General features: G+C 71.4%; 14 protein-coding genes, 1 tRNA gene and 1 pseudogene. 10 read left to right on the forward strand and 6 right to left on the reverse strand.

The features are described from left to right. Positions 1 to 71: 71 nt before the first annotated feature. The 4 genes and pseudogenes from OG982_RS14535 (at position 72) to OG982_RS14550 (ending at position 2,443) form a co-directional block, all read left to right on the forward strand. Positions 72 to 248, forward strand: coding sequence for a hypothetical protein (locus OG982_RS14535; protein WP_266786735.1), 177 nt, complete (start codon positions 72 to 74; stop codon positions 246 to 248). Continuing rightward, positions 245 to 883, forward strand: coding sequence for an aminodeoxychorismate/anthranilate synthase component II (locus OG982_RS14540; protein WP_266786734.1), 639 nt, complete (start codon positions 245 to 247; stop codon positions 881 to 883). The genes OG982_RS14535 and OG982_RS14540 overlap by 4 nt, the downstream gene beginning before the upstream one ends. A gap of 128 nt (positions 884 to 1,011) precedes the next feature. Further along, a pseudogene (locus tag OG982_RS14545) lies at positions 1,012 to 1,698 on the forward strand (class E sortase); the annotation flags it as partial. Positions 1,699 to 1,711: 13 nt separating this feature from the next. Further along, positions 1,712 to 2,443 carry a class E sortase gene (locus OG982_RS14550; RefSeq protein WP_266786733.1) on the forward strand — a complete coding sequence of 244 codons (732 nt, stop codon included), beginning with the start codon at positions 1,712 to 1,714 and terminating at the stop codon, positions 2,441 to 2,443. Positions 2,444 to 2,606: 163 nt separating this feature from the next. On the opposite strand, the gene pknB is transcribed toward OG982_RS14550, so the two are convergent. From pknB to OG982_RS14580, 6 genes are all read right to left on the reverse strand, one after another. Beyond that, positions 2,607 to 4,646, reverse strand: coding sequence for a Stk1 family PASTA domain-containing Ser/Thr kinase (gene pknB, locus OG982_RS14555; RefSeq protein WP_266786732.1), 2,040 nt, complete (start codon positions 4,644 to 4,646; stop codon positions 2,607 to 2,609). A gap of 199 nt (positions 4,647 to 4,845) precedes the next feature. Then, a complete protein-coding gene (locus tag OG982_RS14560) occupies positions 4,846 to 6,312 on the reverse strand; it encodes a penicillin-binding protein 2 (RefSeq protein WP_266786731.1) in 1,467 nt (488 codons plus the stop codon). Beyond that, entirely contained in the window at positions 6,309 to 7,733 is a 1,425-nt protein-coding gene (locus OG982_RS14565) for an FtsW/RodA/SpoVE family cell cycle protein (RefSeq protein ID WP_266786730.1), read from the reverse strand. The genes OG982_RS14560 and OG982_RS14565 overlap by 4 nt, the downstream gene beginning before the upstream one ends. A gap of 31 nt (positions 7,734 to 7,764) precedes the next feature. Beyond that, on the reverse strand, positions 7,765 to 9,228 hold the full coding sequence (locus tag OG982_RS14570) for a PP2C family serine/threonine-protein phosphatase (RefSeq protein ID WP_266786729.1): 1,464 nt from the start codon (positions 9,226 to 9,228) through the stop codon (positions 7,765 to 7,767). Between the two features lie 138 nt (positions 9,229 to 9,366). Then, positions 9,367 to 9,870, reverse strand: coding sequence for an FHA domain-containing protein (locus tag OG982_RS14575; RefSeq protein ID WP_266786728.1), 504 nt, complete (start codon positions 9,868 to 9,870; stop codon positions 9,367 to 9,369). Positions 9,871 to 9,880: 10 nt separating this feature from the next. Next, complete coding sequence (locus OG982_RS14580) at positions 9,881 to 10,705, reverse strand: DUF3662 and FHA domain-containing protein (protein WP_266786727.1); 825 nt, start codon at positions 10,703 to 10,705, stop codon at positions 9,881 to 9,883. Between the two features lie 293 nt (positions 10,706 to 10,998). Here OG982_RS14580 and OG982_RS14585 point away from each other — a divergent pair. From OG982_RS14585 to OG982_RS14610, 6 genes are all read left to right on the forward strand, one after another. Then, positions 10,999 to 11,081, forward strand: a tRNA-Leu gene (locus OG982_RS14585). A gap of 327 nt (positions 11,082 to 11,408) precedes the next feature. Then, positions 11,409 to 13,094, forward strand: a complete 1,686-nt coding sequence (locus OG982_RS14590) for a sensor histidine kinase (RefSeq protein ID WP_266786726.1) — start codon at positions 11,409 to 11,411, stop codon at positions 13,092 to 13,094. 20 nt (positions 13,095 to 13,114) lie between these two features. Then, positions 13,115 to 13,762 carry a response regulator transcription factor gene (locus OG982_RS14595; protein ID WP_266791954.1) on the forward strand — a complete coding sequence of 216 codons (648 nt, stop codon included), beginning with the start codon at positions 13,115 to 13,117 and terminating at the stop codon, positions 13,760 to 13,762. A 68-nt stretch (positions 13,763 to 13,830) separates the two neighbouring features. Next, positions 13,831 to 15,405, forward strand: a complete 1,575-nt coding sequence (locus OG982_RS14600; RefSeq protein ID WP_266786725.1) for a DUF2252 domain-containing protein — start codon at positions 13,831 to 13,833, stop codon at positions 15,403 to 15,405. Between the two features lie 72 nt (positions 15,406 to 15,477). Beyond that, the gene (locus tag OG982_RS14605; RefSeq protein WP_266786724.1) at positions 15,478 to 16,320 is read left to right on the forward strand and encodes a hypothetical protein; all 843 of its coding nucleotides are present in this window, start codon (positions 15,478 to 15,480) and stop codon (positions 16,318 to 16,320) included. A gap of 206 nt (positions 16,321 to 16,526) precedes the next feature. Beyond that, a complete protein-coding gene (locus OG982_RS14610; protein WP_266786723.1) occupies positions 16,527 to 16,871 on the forward strand; it encodes a rhodanese-like domain-containing protein in 345 nt (114 codons plus the stop codon). Positions 16,872 to 16,876: the final 5 nt, after the last annotated feature.

Genomic DNA, 16,876 nt, shown 5'->3' on the forward strand with positions numbered 1-16,876 from the left:
TTTAGTCTGTTGCGGTACCGCCTCCGCGGCGGTACGTGGGACGAACGTGGAACGGAAGGCAAGCAGACGGCATGTACGGCTGGATCTGGCGGCATCTGCCGGGCAACGCGTGGTTCCGCGCGCTGATCTCCCTCGTACTGGTCCTCGCGGTGGTGTACGTGCTCTTCCAGTACGTCTTCCCGTGGGCGGAGCCGCTGCTTCCGTTCAACGACGTGACGGTGGACGAGGGATCGGGAGCCACTCCGTGAGCGCGCGCATTCTGGTGGTCGACAACTACGACAGCTTTGTCTTCAACCTGGTCCAGTACCTCTACCAGCTCGGCGCCGAATGCGAGGTGCTGCGCAACGACCAGGTCGCGCTCTCGCACGCCCAGGACGGTTTCGACGGGGTTCTGCTGTCGCCCGGGCCGGGCACCCCGGAAGAGGCCGGGGTCTGCGTCGACATGGTGCGGCACTGCGCGGACACGGGCGTTCCGGTCTTCGGCGTCTGCCTCGGCATGCAGTCGATGGCCGTCGCCTACGGAGGGGTCGTGGGCCGGGCGCCCGAGCTGCTGCACGGCAAGACCTCGCCGGTGGTCCACGAGGGCCAGGGCGTCTTCGCGGGGCTGCCCTCGCCGTTCACCGCGACCCGCTACCACTCCCTCGCCGCCGAGCCGGGGACCCTGCCCGACGCGCTGGAGGTCACGGCGCGCACCGAGGACGGGATCATCATGGGGCTGCGGCACCGGGAGCACGACGTGGAGGGTGTGCAGTTCCACCCCGAGTCGGTGCTGACCGAGTGGGGGCACCGGATGCTCGCGAACTGGCTGGTGCGGTGCGGTGACGCGGGCGCGGTGGAGCGGTCGGTGGGGCTGGCCCCGGTGGTGGGCAAGGCCGTCGCGTGACCACGCTCGCGCCGTCCGCGCCCGCAGAGGGCCGGGCCGCGCGGCGCAGGGCGGCGCAGGAGGCCGCGAAGCGCGCCCGGAGGCGGGGCGGTGGCGGGCGGCGGCGGCGCCGTCCGCGCTCGGGCGGGCCGGTGGTGGTCGCCAGCCGGCTGGCCGGGGAGCTGTTCATCACGCTGGGCCTGGTGATGCTGCTGTTCGTGGCCTACCAGCTCTGGTACACGAACGTGCTGGCGGAGCGGACGGCGAACGGGGCCGCGGGCTCGCTGCGCAAGGACTGGGAGCAGGCGCCCGCGGACGGGTCCGGGGCGCCGCCGGTGACGGCGTTCGAGCCGGGGCAGGGCTTCGCGATCCTGTACATCCCGAAGCTGGACGTGAAGGTGCCGGTGGCGGAGGGGATCAGCAAGGCGAAGGTGCTCGACAAGGGGATGGTCGGGCACTACGGCGAGGGCGCGCTGAAGACGGCGATGCCGGCGGACAAGCAGGGCAATTTCGCGGTGGCCGGGCATCGGAACACGCACGGCGAACCGTTCCGCTTCATCAACCGGCTGGTGCCGGGCGACCCGATCGTGGTCGAGACGCGGGACGCGTACTACACGTACGAGATGACCTCGGCGCTGCCGCAGACGCCGCCGACGAACGTGTCGGTGCTGAAGCCGGTGCCGGTGGGTTCGGGGTTCACCTCGGCGGGGCGGTACATCACGCTGACGACCTGCACGCCGGAGTTCACGAGCACCTTCCGGATGATCGTATGGGGCAGGATGATCGACGAACGCCCCCGCAGCGAGGGTGCCCCACCCGCGCTGACCAGCCCGTAAGGACGGATCCGCAGTGTCTCGTTCCCGCCGCCGCGCCGCGGCACCGACGACCGGCAACCGCAGCGTGCTCGCGGGGTTCCTGAGCCTGCTGGGCGAGTTCCTGATCACCGTCGGCCTGGTGCTGGGCCTGTTCGTGGCGTACTCGCTGTGGTGGACGAACGTCCTGGCGGACCGGCAGGCGGCGGCGCGGGGCGACGAGATCCGCCAGGCGTGGACGCAGTCGCCGCCGGCGGGCGCGGCCGCGGGGCCGGGGGCGCTGGACACGCAGGGCGGGGTCGGGTTCCTGCACGTCCCGGCGATGAAGAACGGCGAGGTGCTGGTCAAGCGGGGCACGGCGCCGGACGTCCTGAACGACGGTGTCGCGGGGTACTACACGGAGCCGGTGAAGTCGGGGCTGCCGTGGGACGCGTCGGGGAACTTCTCGCTGGCGGCGCACCGGGACGGGCACGGGGCGAAGTTCCACAACATCGACAAGGTGAAGAACGGCGACGCGGTCGTCTTCGAGACGCGGGACACCTGGTACGTCTACAAGGTGTTCGCGGAGCTGCGGCAGACGTCGAAGTACAACGTGGACGTGATCTCCGCCGTGCCGAAGGAGTCGGGCAAGACGGCTCCGGGCCGGTACATCACGCTGACGACCTGCACGCCGGTGTACACCTCGAAGTACCGCTACATCGTGTGGGGCGAGCTGGTGCGGACGGAAAAGGTCGATGCGAAGCGCACGCCGCCGGCAGAACTGCGCTGACGAGCCTCCAGAAGGCCCCTGTGGGCGGCTGTGACACCCCTCGGGCAGCCGATGGCCAAGGCCTCACGCGCACACCCGCAGGCGGCCGCTCAGGGGGCCGCGTAGCCGGGAAGCGGAAAGCCCGGCTCCTCCCGTGGGAGGGGCCGGGCTTCTCGTGGGGTGGCTAGCGGCGGCCGCCGCCGGTGAGGCCGCCGAAGAAGCCGTTGCCGCCGCCGTCCTGCTGGCCGTTGCCGGCGATGGTGGTCACGTTGATCACCGTGCCCGGCGGGACCTGCTGGCCGGCCGGCGGGTCGGAGAGGACGACCCTGGCGTTCTCGTCGCCAGGGCCCCCGACGACCGCGCCGAAGGTCAGGCCCTTGCCGGCCAGGATGCCCCGCGCCTGGGCCACCGTCTTGCCGGCCAGGTTCGGGACGTCGGTCGTCGTCGCCGCGGCCTTGGCGACCGTGATGTTGACCGAGCTGCCCGGCTTGAGCTGCTCGCCGGGCGGGAACTGCTGCTGGAAGACCGTCTTCGGCGCCGTTCCGGCGGGCGCGTCGGCCTCGGTGGTGCTGCCGAGCTTCAGGTTCACCGCCTGGAGCGCCTTGGCGGCGTCCTCCTTGGTCTTGCCGGTGAGGTCGGGCACCTGGGTCTTGGAGACCTCCTTGGCGACGGTCAGCGTGATCACCGAGTTCTTCTCGGCCTCGCTGCCCGCCTTGGGGTCCTGGTCGAGGACCGTACCCGCAGAGCGCTCGGACTCCTGGGTCTTGCGATCGACCTGGAAGCCCTTCTCCTTGAGGGCCTTCTCGGCGTTCTCGTACGTCATGTTCAGGACGTCGATCACCGACACCTTGGGGGCGCCCGAGGAGACCTTCACCTTGATCGTGGAGCCCTTGTCGACCTTGGTGTCCGGCGCCTGGTCCTGCGAGCAGATCTTGCCCTTGGGCTGGTCGTCGCAGGGTGCGTCGGCTTCCTTCACCACCTTGAGGCCGACGTTGTTGGCGTCCCTCTGAGCGTTCTCCAGCGTCTCGCCGACCAGCTTGGGCACGGCGGGCCGGTTGTCGGCCTTCTCGTTGAAGAGGGAGCGGCCGATCAGGATGGCGCCGACCAGGACGAGCACGCCGGCGAGGACCAGCAGGATCGTCGAGGCGCGGCTCTTCTTCTGGCGGCGGCCGTGGCCCTGGTCGTAGCCGCCGTGACCGCCCTGGTCGCCGTAGCCGTAGCCGCCGTCACCCGGGGACATCGGCGGGAGCATGGACGTCTGGCCGCCGGAGTCGGCGGTGCGCAGGGCGGTGGTGGGCTGGTCGTAACCCTGGTGCCCGTAGCCGCTGTTCTGGTCGGGGTAGCCGTATCCGGCGGCGCCCATGGAGGCGGTGGCGGCGACGGGCTGGCCGTCGAGGCAGGCCTCGATGTCGGCGCGCATCTCGTCGGCGGACTGGTAGCGGTAGTCGGGGTCCTTGACCAGTGCCTTCAACACGATCGCGTCCATCTCGGGCGTGATCTCGGGGTCGAAGTTCGACGGGGGCTGCGGTTCTTCCCGTACGTGCTGGTAGGCCACGGCCACCGGGGAGTCGCCGACGAACGGCGGCCGGACGCTGAGGAGCTCGTAGAGCAGGCAGCCGGCGGAGTAGAGGTCGGACCGCGCGTCGACCTGCTCGCCCTTGGCCTGCTCCGGGGAGAGGTACTGGGCGGTGCCGATGACGGCGGCGGTCTGGGTCATGGTCATGCCGGAGTCGCCCATCGCGCGGGCGATGCCGAAGTCCATGACCTTGACCTGGCCGGTGCGGGTGAGCATCACGTTCGCCGGCTTGATGTCACGGTGGACGATGCCGGCGCGGTGCGAGTACTCCAGGGCCTGGAGGATGCCGATGGTCATCTCCAGGGTGCGCTCGGGCAGCAGCTTGCGGCCCGAGTGCAGGAGTTCACGCAGGGTGGAGCCGTCGACGTACTCCATCACGATGTACGGGATGGAGATGTTGTCGACGTAGTCCTCGCCGGTGTCGTAGACCGCGACGATCGCCGGGTGGTTGAGCGACGCGGCCGACTGGGCCTCGCGCCGGAACCGGGCCTGGAAGGACGGATCGCGGGCGAGATCGGCGCGCAGGGTCTTGACGGCGACGGTACGGCCGAGCCGGGTGTCGTGACCGAGGTAGACCTCGGCCATGCCACCGCGGCCGAGCACGTGGCTCAGCTCGTACCGGCCGCCGAGGCGACGCGGCTCTTCCATAACGTTGCAGCCCTCTCCGTCAGTCCCGACCGCACCCTCGTGTGGTCCGGCGGTGTGCTGTTCGCGCAAAGGCTACCGGCCGATCGTCGGTGATCGGTTCGCGGCCACAGGCTGATACCGGACCGGTACAGTACGCTCCGATCCGGCCGGGTTCAGTGGTCTGCGTCACGTCGGTGGGGCGGTTCAGCCGTTGCTCCGGTCAGCCTTTGTTCTTGAGTACGGCTTCCATGACCGCCTTGGCGACGGGGGCGGCGAGGCCGCCGCCGCTGATGTCCTCGCGGCTGGCGTCGCTGTCCTCGATGACGACGGCGACGGCGACGGGGGACGTGCCGTCGGAGTTCTCGGCGTAGGAGATGAACCAGGCGTACGGGCGCTTGGCGTTCTTCTCGCCGTGCTGGGCGGTGCCGGTCTTGCCGCCGACGGTGACGCCGTTGATCTTGGCCTTTCCGCCGGTGCCGTTCTCGACGACGTTGACCATCATCTGCTGGACCTTCTGAGCGTTGGCCGCGGTGAGGGGCCGGCTCATTTCCTGCGGCTCGTGCTTCTCGATGACGTCGAGGTTGGGCGCGGTGAGCGTGTCGACCATGTACGGCTTCATCAGCTTGCCGTCGTTGGCGATGGCGGCGGTGACCATGGCCATCTGGAGCGGGGTGGCGGCGGTGTTGAACTGGCCGATGGCGCTCTGGGCGTTGCCGTCCCTGCCCATGGTCTTGTCGTAGACGCTGGCGAAGGCGCGTACGGGGGTGTCGATCTTGTCGTTGTTGAAGCCGAACTTCTGGGCGGTCGCGACCATCTTGTCGCGGCCGACCTTGTCGCCGAGGTTCGCGAAGACGGAGTTGCAGGACACCCGCAGCGCGTTGTTCAGGCTGGCCTTCTCGCAGCCGCTGGCGTGGTTGACCATCGGGGTCTTGGTGCCGGGCAGGATGTACGGCTCGGGGGTGTCGGTCGGCGCGTCGATGTCGGTGACGACGCTGTTCTCCAGGGCCGCGGCCGCGGTGACGACCTTGAAGGTGGAGCCGGGCGGGTAGGTCTCGCGCAGGGCGCGGTTGACGAGCCTCTTGTCCTCGCTGTCCTTGAGGGACACCCAGGCCTTCTCGTCGTTCTTGGAGTTGCCCGCGAAGCTGGAGGGGTCGTACGACGGGGTGCTGACCAGCGCCAGGATCGCCCCGGTGCGCGGGTCGATGGCGGCGACGGCGCCGACCTTGTCGCCGAGCTTGTCGAAGGCGGCCTTCTGGGCGGCCGGGTTGAGGGTGGTGACGACGTTGCCACCCTGCTTCTTCTCCCCGGTGAACATGCCGACGGTGCGGTCGAAGAAGAGCCGGTCGTCGTTGCCGGTGAGGATGCCGTCTTCGAGGGATTCGAGCTGGGTGGAGCCGAAGGCCTGCGAGGCGTAGCCGGTGACGGGGGCCCACAGGGGGCCGTCGACGTAGGTGCGCTTGTACTTGTAGTCGCTGCCGTCGGTGGTGGCGGAGCCGGTGATGGGGTCGCCCCCGACGACGATGATGTTGCCGCGCTCGGTGGCGTACTGGGCGATCTGGACCCGGCGGTTTTCCTTGCGGGTGCTGAGTTCCTCGGCCTGGACGTACTGCAGCCAGTTGGTCCGGATCAGCAGCGCGAGGACGAGCAGCCCGCAGAACAGCGAGATGCGGCGCAGGGGCTTGTTCATGACGGGCGGACCACCTGGGTCATCTCGGAGTCGGGGGACGGGGCGGGGGCCGGGGCGGGGCGGCGTGCGGTGTCGCTGATCCGGATGAGGATGGCGATGAGCACCCAGTTCGCGAGGACGGAGGAACCGCCGGAGGCGAGGAAGGGCATGGTCATGCCGGTGAGGGGGATGAGGCCCATGACTCCGCCGGCCACGACGAAGATCTGGAGCGCGAAGGCGCCGGAGAGGCCGATGGCGAAGAGCTTGCCGAAGGGGTCCCGGGCGGCCAGGGCGGTGCGGACGCCGCGCTCGATGATCAGGCCGTAGAGCAGCAGGAAGGCCATGACCCCGGCGAGGCCGAGTTCTTCGCCGACGGTGGAGAAGATGAAGTCGGAGTTGGCGGCGAAGCCGATGAGGTCGGAGTTGCCCTGTCCCCAGCCTGCGCCGAGGACGCCGCCGGAGCCGAAGCTCATGATCGACTGGCCGACCTGCTCGCAGGCGCCGGAGGTGGTGTAGCAGGCGAAGGGGTCGAGCCAGGCGGTGACGCGGGCCTTGACGTGGCTGGCGGTGGCGCCGACGACGACGGCGCCGCCGATGCTCATGAGGAGGCCGATGACGATCCAGCTGGTGCGCTCGGTGGCGACGTACAGCATGATCACGAACATGCCGAAGAAGAGCAGCGAGGTGCCGAGGTCGTTCTCGAAGACGAGGACGAGCAGGCTCATCGCCCAGATCATCAGGATCGGGCCGAGGTCGCGGCCGCGCGGCAGGTAGAGGCCCATGAAGCGGCGGCTGGCCAGGGCCAGGGCGTCGCGCTTCACCATCAGGTAGCCGGCGAAGAAGATCGCGATGACGATCTTGGCGAACTCGCCGGGCTGGATGGAGAAGCCGCCGACGCTGATCCAGATCTTGGCGCCGAAGACGTCGGCGCCGAGGCCCGGGACGACGGGCAGGATCAGCAGGACGAGCGCGGCGGCCATGGAGATGTACGTGAACCGCTGGAGCACGCGGTGGTCCTTGAGGACCAGCAGCACGGCGGAGAACAGGGCGATGGCGACCGCCGTGTACATCATCTGCCGGGGGGCGGACTCGGAGAAGGTGCCGAAGCTGCGCTTGGCGAGGTTCTGGAGCCGCTCGGACTGGTCGAGGCGGTAGATCAGGACCAGGCCGAGGCCGTTGAGCAGGGTGGCGATCGGGAGCAGCAGCGGGTCGGCGTACTTCGCGTAGCGGCGCACCACGAGGTGGGCGATGCCGGCGAGTGCGCCCAGGCCGAGTCCGTAGACGAACATGCCGGGCGGCAGCTTGCCGTCGATCGCGAGGCCCACGTTGGCGTAGGCGAAGATCGGGATGACCACGGCGAAGCCGAGCAGCAGGAGCTCGGTGTTCCGCCGGCTCGGCAGCTCGATGGCTCCGATGGTGGTCGTGTTGGTGACAACGCTCATGGTGTGGCAGGCCCCCTGTGCCCGCGGGTTTCTACTTGCCGCAGAGGCCGACCAGCGCTTGCTCCGCGGGAGTCAGGCTGGGGCTGGGTGTCTGGGCGTTCTGCGATTCGGCGTTGCGGCGTTCTTCGTCCTTCTTGCAGGCGGAGACCTGCACGCCGAGTTCGTCGATCTTCTGACGGGCCCCGTCGAGGCTGCTTTCGGTGATGGTGGCCTCGACCTGCTTGCGCTTGAAGGGCGGCAGGTACTTCAGCTCGATCTCGGGGTGGTCCTTCTCGACCTGGTTGAGGTGGATCCAGCCGAGATTCTGGCTGATGCCGCGGTAGAGCGCGACGTGTTCGCCCTTGACGCCGACGTAGTACTGGGTCTGGGTCCAGCGGTGGGCGGCGTAGAGGCCGCCTCCGATGGCTCCGGCGATGATCAGCAGGAGCAGCGTACGCGTCGTCCACTTGCGCCCTTTTCCGCGGCGCCTGCGGGGGTGGTCGTACGTGTCGTCGTAGCGCGCGTCGGCGTCGTAGCCGGCGGTGTCGGGTTCGCCGAAGCTGCCGTACGCGCCGCCGCCCTGGTTCTGGTCGGGGTATCCGTACCCGGGGTTCTCGCCGCTGCCGGGGGGGCCGAAGGCGCCGGCGGGCGGGGGGGCCTGGCGGCCGAGGCCCGAGGCGCGGCCGGCCGGGGTCTGCATGGCGCCCGCGTCGAAGAGCTGGTGCTGGTTCTCGGCGACCGCTCCGACGACGACCGGGGTGTCGTTGAGCTGGGCGGCGAGGGTGTCGCCGCTGTCGGTGTCGAGGACGTCGGCGACGATGCAGGTGATGTTGTCGGGTCCGCCGCCGCGCAGGGCGAGCTGGATGAGGGCCTGCACGGTCTCGTGGGGGCCGTGGTAGTCGGCGAGGGTCTCTTCCAGGGTCTGGTGGGAGACGACGCCGGAGAGCCCGTCGGAGCAGATCAGGTAGCGGTCGCCGGCCCGGACCTCGCGGATGGAGAGGTCGGGTTCGACGGTGTCGCCGCTGCCGAGCGCCCGCATGAGCAGGGAGCGCTGGGGGTGGGTGGTGGCTTCCTCTTCGGTGATGCGGCCCTCGTCGACGAGGCGCTGCACCCAGGTGTGGTCCTGGGTGATCTGGGTGAGGAGGCCGTCGCGCAGCAGGTAGGCGCGGGAGTCGCCGACGTGGACGAGCCCGAGGCGCTGGCCGGTCCACAGGAGGGCGGTGAGCGTGGTGCCCATGCCTTCGAGCTGGGGGTCTTCCTCGACCATGACGCGCAGCTGGTCGTTCGCGCGCTGCACGGCGGTGGCGAGGGAGGTGAGGATGTCGGAGCCCGGGACGTCGTCGTCGAGCTGCACGAGGGTGGAGATCACCTCGGAGCTGGCGACTTCGCCGGCGGCCTGGCCGCCCATGCCGTCGGCGATCGCGAGGAGACGGGGGCCGGCGTAGCCGGAGTCCTCGTTCCCCTCGCGGATCATGCCTTTGTGCGATCCGGCGGCGAACCGCAGGGACAGACTCATGCGCACCTCGCCGGTCGGCTCCGGGTACAACCGGTCTCGAGCCACACTGCCCACCCTCCGGTCGGGAGCGCGCGCGGGTCCGTGTCCTGGGGGGGACGGACCGTCGCGGCTCGCTCGCTCCGCTCGCTCATTCTCGTACTACTTCCGCAGCTCGATGACGGTCTTGCCGATGCGGATCGGTGCGCCCGGCGGAATGGGCGTCGGGGTGGTCAGCCGGGTCCGGTCGAGATACGTGCCGTTGGTGGACCCGAGATCCTCGACGATCCACTGGCCGTCACGGTCGGGGTAGATCCTGGCATGGCGGCTGGAGGCGTAGTCGTCATCCAGCACGATCGTTGAGTCATGTGCCCGGCCGAGCGTGATCGTCTGCCCCGCGAGGGCGACGGTGGTGCCCGTGAGGGTGCCCTCCGAGACGACGAGCTTGGTGGGCGCTCCGCGGCGCTGGCGCTGCTGTGGCGGCGCGCTCTGCCGGGCGCCCCCCTGCTGCGGGGCGCTCGCGGCCCCGCCGCTGCGGCGGGAGCCGCGTTGCGTGACGCGCGTACCGAAGAGGTCGCTGCGGATGACCTGGACGGCCACGATGACGAACAGCCACAGAACGGCCAGGAAACCCAACCGCATGACCGTCAGGGTCAGCTCTGACATTGCCCCCGCTTCACCCTTCGGCTTGCCGGTAAATGATGGTGGTGCTGCCCACGACGATCCGCGAGCCGTCGCGGAGCGTAGCGCGGGTGGTGTGCTGCCCGTCCACCACGATGCCGTTGGTGGACCCGAGATCCTGGATCGTCGGAGGCGTTCCGGTCCGGATCTCACAGTGCCGGCGGGATACGCCGGGGTCGTCGATCCGCACGTCGGCTTCGGTGCTTCGGCCGAGTACGAGCGTGGGGCGCGAGATCTGGTGGCGGGTGCCGTTGATCTCGATCCAGCGCCGCGTGGTGCCGGGGGCGCCGGGTGGTACGGGTGCGGGTCCGCCGGGGGCGGGCCTGCGGGCGGCGCCGCCGGGGGGCGGTGCCGCGGGCATGGGGGGAGCGGCGGCCGGGGGGTAGCCGTAGCCGCCGGGCTGCTGCTGCTGGCCCTGGGGGGCCTGCGGCTGCGCCTGGGAGGTGCTGGAGGCGAGCGTGCGGCTGCGGACCCGGTAGAGACCGGTGTCGAGGTCGTCGGCCTTCTCCAGGTGGACCTTGATGGGGCCCATGAAGCTGTAGCGCTGCTGCTTGGCGTAGTCGCGGACGAGGCCCGCGAGCTCGTCGCCGAGCTGGCCGGAGTAGGGGCTCAGGCGCTCGTAGTCGCCGGCGCTGAGCTCCACGATGAAGTCGTTCGGGACGACGGTCCGCTCGCGGTTCCAGATGGTGGCGTTGTTGTCGCACTCCCGCTGGAGGGCGCCGGCGATCTCCACCGGCTGGACCTCGGACTTGAAGACCTTGGCGAAGGTGCCGTTCACCAGACCTTCGAGTCGCTGCTCGAACCGCTTCAGGACTCCCATGGGGCACCTCCTCCGTCGTTGTCGCCCTGTACTGCTTACTGATCGTATCCACGCGTGGCGGATTCGGCTGGTTCCCCATCGGTCCTGTGGCGAGGAGTGTTGGTCCTCACAAGGGATCGTAGGGGCGCTCCGGGGACAGTGTCCCGCACCGGGAGCGGAGTGCGGGAGGGGCCCGTCGTGGCGGGTGCGGGGGGTGCACGGAAAGCGATGTGAATCCACCCCGTCCGACGTGCTAATGTTCCGATGTCGCCAGGGGAACGGCCCGCAAGGGAAGAGCCACTGGGACGCTGCTCGGGCGAGTGGCGGAACGGCAGACGCGCTGGCTTCAGGTGCCAGTGTCCTTCGGGACGTGGGGGTTCAAATCCCCCCTCGCCCACATCGACGAGACGGTCGTCACCACGAAAGTGGTGGCGGCCGTTTCGTGTTTCCCGCCCGGGAGTTCGGGCTCCGGGTCCCCGGCGTCGCACGGGTGGTGCTCCGCTCGGTTTTTCGAGTCGTACGAGAAGTGGTGCGCGGGATGCGAGGGGCCGGGCCCCCGCCCGCCGGCCCGGTGGCGGCGTGTCCGGGGCGGGTTGGGGAGTGATCCCGGCCACATCCGGTCGGGCGGGGGCTGTTGACGGGGTGTCGGCTGTCCGACTTTCGTCGTGCGGGGCGCGACGAAAGAGGGCGGCGGCGGGCCGTCGCGGGTGTCTAGGGTCGGCGCGTGGACGTGACGGCGAGGGTGCGGGCGGGCTGGGACTGGCTGAAGGGGCCCGAGCCCTGGACCCGGCGGATGGTGGCGGGTGATCTGGCGCTGGCGACGGTGCTGGCGGTGCTGGGGCTCGGCGTCGAGGAGCTCGACCGGGGTTCGGGGCGGCGGATGCTGGCCAGCGTCGTGCTCGTCGTGGCGCTGACGCTGCTGCGGCGCCGGCTGCCGGCGGCCACGCTGGTGGCGGGCTCGGCGCTGAGCGCGGTCTTCCCCGGGGCGCTGTTCGTCACGAGCCTGCTCGGCTGGTCGGCGGGGCGCCGGATCGAGGGCGTGGGCCGGGCGATCGCCGCCTTCAGCCTGGCGTTCGTCGCGGCGGTCGGCTTCGGTGTGGTGAACGAGTGGTCGCAGATGCGGCCGCTGCTGGTGATCGTGTTCACCACGCTGATGTTCCTGGTGACGACCGTCATGCCGGGTCTGGCGAGCAGGTACTGGTCGCAGCGCCGGACGCTGCTGCGCGCGCTCCAGGAGCGCAACGCGCAGCTGATGCGGGAGCGGGCGATGATCGTCGGTCAGGCGAGGCTGGTGGAGCGGCAGCGCATCGCCCAGGACATGCACGACAGCCTGGGCCACCAGCTGGCGTTGATCTCGGTGCACACCGGGGCGCTGGAGGTGGATCCGAAGCTCACCGACCGGCAGCGGGAGGCGGTCGGCGTGCTGCGGCAGGCGTCGGTGGCGGCGATGCACGAGCTGCGCGAGGTCGTGGGGATCCTGCGGGACGGGGTGGCCGCCCCGGTCCCGGTGGAGGAGGCGGCGCAGCCGGCGGCGCGCGGGGTGGCCGGGATCGCGGGGGTCGTGGAGGCCGCGCGGGGGGCGGGGACCGACGTACGGCTGGCCACGACGGGGCAGCCGCGGCCGCTGGTCGCCGCCTGCGACCACGCCGCGTACCGGATCGTGCAGGAGGCGCTGACCAACGCCTACAAGCACGCCCCGGGCGCCGCGATCGCGGTCGAGCTGCGGTACGAGGACGACTCGCTGGTGGTGGAGATCGCCAACGGGCCGGCGGCCGGGCCGGGCGCGGGAGAGGTGGTCTCGGGCGGGCAGGGGCTGACGGGGCTGCGCGAGCGGGCCCGGCTGGTCGGCGGGATGGTGCACGCGGGCCCGACCGAGGGCGGCGGGTTCCGGGTGGCCGGGGTGCTGCCGTACGGCGCGGAGCCGGCCGGGGTGGTGGAATCGGCCGACGACTTCGGGCAGCAGCTGCCGGAGGGCGTGCTGGGCGGTACGCCGCCGATGGACTGGGCTGCGGTGAACCGGGAGTTGATCGTCCCCACGCGCAGCAGGCTCGGCGGGGTCGCGATGGGCTGCGGGATCGCGTTCGCGGCGGGGGTGGTGCTGCTGGTCGTGCTCGGGGTCGGGGTGGCGCTGATGGTGGGCTCGTTCAGTGATGCGATGGTCGACCAGGATCAGTACGACACGATCCGGGTGGGCACCGCCGAGCAGGAGGTCCGCGACCGGTTGCCGAGCGGGGACTCCATGCTGACGGCGGGGCTGGACCGCAAGGGGCCGGCCCGGCCGGAGGGCACGGAGTGCCTGGCGTACCTGGCCACGGACCAGCCGTCGGGGCTGACCACCGATCTGGTGTTCCGGTTCTGCTTCAAGGACGGCAAGCTCGTCGAGAAGCAGGCGTACGAGGTCAAGCAGTAGGAGCGCGGGTGACAGCCAAGGTGATCCGAGTGGTGATCGCTGACGATGAGCCACTGATCCGGGCCGGGATCAGGATGATCCTGACCTCGGCCCCGGACATCGAGGTGGTCGCGGAGGCGGCGAACGGTCGGGAGGCGGTGGAGCTCGCGCGGGCGCACACGCCGGACGTGATGCTGCTGGACATCCAGATGCCGGTGATGGACGGGCTGACGGCACTGGGTGAGCTGGGCCGGGCGGCGCCGGAGGTGCGCGCGCTGATCCTGACCACCTTCGGGGAGAAGGAGAACGTGCTGCGGGCGCTCGGCGAGGGCGGCGCGGGGTTCCTGCTGAAGGACTCGGCGCCCGGCGAGCTGATCGGCGCGGTGCGGGCGGCGGCCGCCGGGGACGCCTACCTGTCGCCGGCGGCGACCCGGCACGTGGTGGACCAGCTGGCCTCGGGGCAGGCCGCGGGGCGCGGCGAGGCGGCCCGGCGGCGGGTGGCGGAGCTGAGCGAGCGGGAGCGAGGGGTGCTGGCCCTGCTGGGCGAGGGCCTGTCGAACGCGGACGCGGGCCGGCGGCTGCACATGAGCGAGGCGACGGTGAAGACGTACGTGAGCCGGATCCTGTCGAAGCTGGGGTGCGAGAACCGGGTACAGGCGGCCCTGCTGGCCAGGGACGCCGGGCTCTAGATACGGTCAGGCCGCATCGGATGATGTTGGCCGGGACAGTACGACGGGTACGGGTGGGGGCGGCGCGGATGGTGGCGGTACCGGAGCAGCGTGTGGCGGAGCCGGACGTGGCGGTGGGCGGGACGACGGGTCCGGCCGGTCCGGCCGGTCCGGCGGGCGCGACGGTCCTGACGGCCGCCGCCCTGGGTCTGACGCCGGGCGGGACGGCCCCGGCGGCCGCCGCGGCGGTGGCCCCGGCGGTGGCCCCGGCGCCGGCCGGCGGGCGGATACCCGCCGTTGCCGGGTTCGCCCCCCGGGCCGTCTCGGGCTCGCCGCGGGCCGCCGGCAAGGCCCTGCGCGACCGCGTACCGCGCGCGGTACACGCGCGCTTCGAGGCGCCCGCCGGGCGCCCGGACGCCGTGCGGGCGGTCGAGGAGTCCAACGTCGGCCGGGTTCCCGAGCTGGCGCCGATCCGGGTGGGCCGGATGGCCGCGAACCCGTTCGCGTTCCTGCGCGGGGCGGCCGGGCTGATGGCGCACGACCTGTCCGGCGGGCCGGTGACCGGGGTGGGCGCGCAGATCTGCGGTGACGCGCACGCGGCGAACTTCGGCCTGTACGGGGACGCGCGCGGCCGACTCGTCATCGACCTGAACGACTTCGACGAGACCGTCTTCGGCCCGTGGGAATGGGACGTGAAGCGGCTGGCGACCTCGCTGGTGCTGGCCGGGCGGGTGGCGGGCGCGGACGAGGACACCTGCCGGGCGGCGGCGCTGGACGCGGTCGGCGCCTACCGGCGCACCATGCGGCTGCTGGCCAAGCTGCCGGCGCTCGACGCGTGGAACGCGATCGCGGACGAGGAGCTCGTCTCGCACACCGATGCCCGGGACCTGCTGGGCACGCTGGAGCGGGTCTCGGAGAAGGCCCGCAACAACACCTCCGCCCGGTTCGCCGCCAAGTCCACCGAGGCGGGCGACGACGGTGTACGGCGGTTCGTGGACGCCCTGCCGGTGCTGCGCCGGGTCGGCGACGGCGAGGCGGCGGCCGTGGCGGCCTCGCTGGGCCCGTACCTGGAGACCCTGCAGGGGGACCGGCTGCCGCTGCTGGCCCGGTACGCGATCCACGACGTGGCCTTCCGGGTGGTGGGCACCGGGAGCGTGGGCACCCGCTCGTACGTCGTGCTGCTGCTGGACCACCGGGGCGAGCCGCTGGTCCTCCAGGTGAAGGAGGCGCGGCCCTCGGTGCTGCTGCCGTACCTGCCGGCGCTGGGCTTCACGTCCGCTCCGGAGGAGCACGAGGGGCGGCGGGTGGTGGCCGGCCAGAAGCGGATGCAGGTCGTCTCGGACATCCTGCTGGGCTGGACCACGGTGGAGGGGCGGCCGTACCAGGTCCGCCAGTTCCGCAACCGCAAGGGCAGTGTGGACCCGGCGGCGCTGGCCCCCGACCAGATCGACGACTACGGGCGGATGACCGGCGCGCTGCTGGCGCGGGCGCACGCGCACAGCGCCGATCCGCGGGTGCTGGCCGGGTACTGCGGCAAGAACGACGAGCTGGACGAGGCGATGGCCACGTTCGCCGTGGCCTACGCGGATCGCAGCGAGGCCGACCACGCGGATCTGGTGGCGGCGGTGCGCAGCGGGCGGATCGCGGCGGAGGCCGGGGTCTGAGCAGGTCTCGGTCTCGGGTCGATGTTTCACGTGAAACATCGACCCGGGCGGGACCGGCCTTAGGCTGGCCGGGTGAGCGAGCAGCAGACTGAGCAGACAGTCCCCGGCGAGTCCGGCGAGCCGGGGGATTCCGGCGCCGAGCGCCCCGAGGCGCGCCTGGAGCGGGCCGTGCGGGCCGCGGAGCAGGCGCTGATCGAGTTCGAGATCGCGGTGGAGACCTTCCGGGTGGAGGTGGAGAACTTCTCCCGGCTGCACCACCAGAAGCTCGGCCCGATGTACTCGCGGCTCGACGAGCTGGACGCGCTGATCGCGGAGGCGAAGGCGGCGCGCAGCGGTGATCCGGAGGATCTGCGGCGGGCCCGTGAGGCGCGCTCGCTGGTGATGCCGATGCCGGGGGTGGACGAGCTGTTCCACGACTGGCTCGACTCCGACGGGATCTCCGACGACGCGGGCGCGATGCTCACGGAGCGGCCCGTGCGGCCGCCGGAGCGGGTGCGGCCGTCGGAAGAGGTGCGCAGGCTCTTCCGCGAGCTGGTCCGCCAGGCGCACCCGGACCTCGCCCAGGACGAGGCGGAGCGGACGCGGCGCGACGCGTTCATCGCGCGGGTCAACGCGGCGTACGGGCGGGGTGACGAGGGGCTGCTGCGCGAGCTGGCGGAGGAGTGGGCGGCCGGTCCCGCGCCGGAGGCGGCGGGGCCGAGCGAGAGCGAGGAGCTGTACGCGCGGCTGGAGTGGCTCTCGCGGCGCAAGGAGCTGCTGGCGATGGTCGCCAAGGAGCTGGAGGACAGCGCGATCGGGTCGATGCTGCGGATGGCGCCGGAGGATCCGGACCGGCTGCTGGAGGAGATCGCGGAGGAGTTGCTGGCGCGGGTCTCCGAGCGGGAAGCCGAGCTGGCGGGGTTGGGCGGGGCCTGACCCTGCCGGGGGCTGTGCGGGGTGTCCGTGCGGCGCCGCCGCGCCGGCGGCCCGGGCTGCGCCCGGCTTTCCGGGACTCCGCCCCGGACTCCGCGCCTCAAACGCCGGCGCGGCTGGATTTGGCCCGGGGCTGGATTCGGTCGGGTTCGGTGGGGGTGCGGTTCGGATAGGTTGGGGGTCTGATCTGCGATGAGAGAAGGCGACGTATGAACTTCGGACCGCTTCCCTCGGTGGACGCCGCCGCGGTGCCCTCCGAAGGCTTTGTCCTGGACGTCCGTGAGGATGACGAATGGGCGGCCGGGCACGTGGAGGGTGCGCTGCACATCCCGATGAGCGACTTCGTGGCCCGCTTCGGCGAGCTGACGGAGGCCATCGAGGACGGCCGCCGGGTCCACGTCATGTGCCGGGTCGGCGGGCGTTCCGCGCAGGTGACCCAGTACCTGGTGCGCCAGGAGATCGACGCCGTCAACATCGACGGCGGGATGCAGGCGTGGGCGGGCGTCGGGCGCCCGATGGTGACCGACAGCGGGAACCCGGCCTTCGTGCTGTAGGACCC

The organism is Streptomyces sp. NBC_01551, from assembly GCF_026339935.1.
In the GTDB taxonomy this organism is placed as follows: domain Bacteria; phylum Actinomycetota; class Actinomycetes; order Streptomycetales; family Streptomycetaceae; genus Streptomyces.

What these genes read in the sequence shown, in the direction of transcription:
- OG982_RS14535 (WP_266786735.1), top strand. Translation starts at nt 72, where the DNA reads ATGTACGGCTGGATCTGGCGGCATCTGCCGGGCAACGCGTGGTTCCGC.
- pknB (WP_266786732.1), bottom strand. Translation starts at nt 4,646, where the DNA reads ATGGAAGAGCCGCGTCGCCTCGGCGGCCGGTACGAGCTGAGCCACGTG.
- OG982_RS14560 (WP_266786731.1), bottom strand. Translation starts at nt 6,312, where the DNA reads ATGAACAAGCCCCTGCGCCGCATCTCGCTGTTCTGCGGGCTGCTCGTC.
- OG982_RS14565 (WP_266786730.1), bottom strand. Translation starts at nt 7,733, where the DNA reads ATGAGCGTTGTCACCAACACGACCACCATCGGAGCCATCGAGCTGCCG.
- OG982_RS14570 (WP_266786729.1), bottom strand. Translation starts at nt 9,228, where the DNA reads ATGAGTCTGTCCCTGCGGTTCGCCGCCGGATCGCACAAAGGCATGATC.
- OG982_RS14575 (WP_266786728.1), bottom strand. Translation starts at nt 9,870, where the DNA reads ATGTCAGAGCTGACCCTGACGGTCATGCGGTTGGGTTTCCTGGCCGTT.
- OG982_RS14580 (WP_266786727.1), bottom strand. Translation starts at nt 10,705, where the DNA reads ATGGGAGTCCTGAAGCGGTTCGAGCAGCGACTCGAAGGTCTGGTGAAC.
- OG982_RS14600 (WP_266786725.1), top strand. Translation starts at nt 13,831, where the DNA reads ATGGTGGCGGTACCGGAGCAGCGTGTGGCGGAGCCGGACGTGGCGGTG.
- OG982_RS14610 (WP_266786723.1), top strand. Translation starts at nt 16,527, where the DNA reads ATGAACTTCGGACCGCTTCCCTCGGTGGACGCCGCCGCGGTGCCCTCC.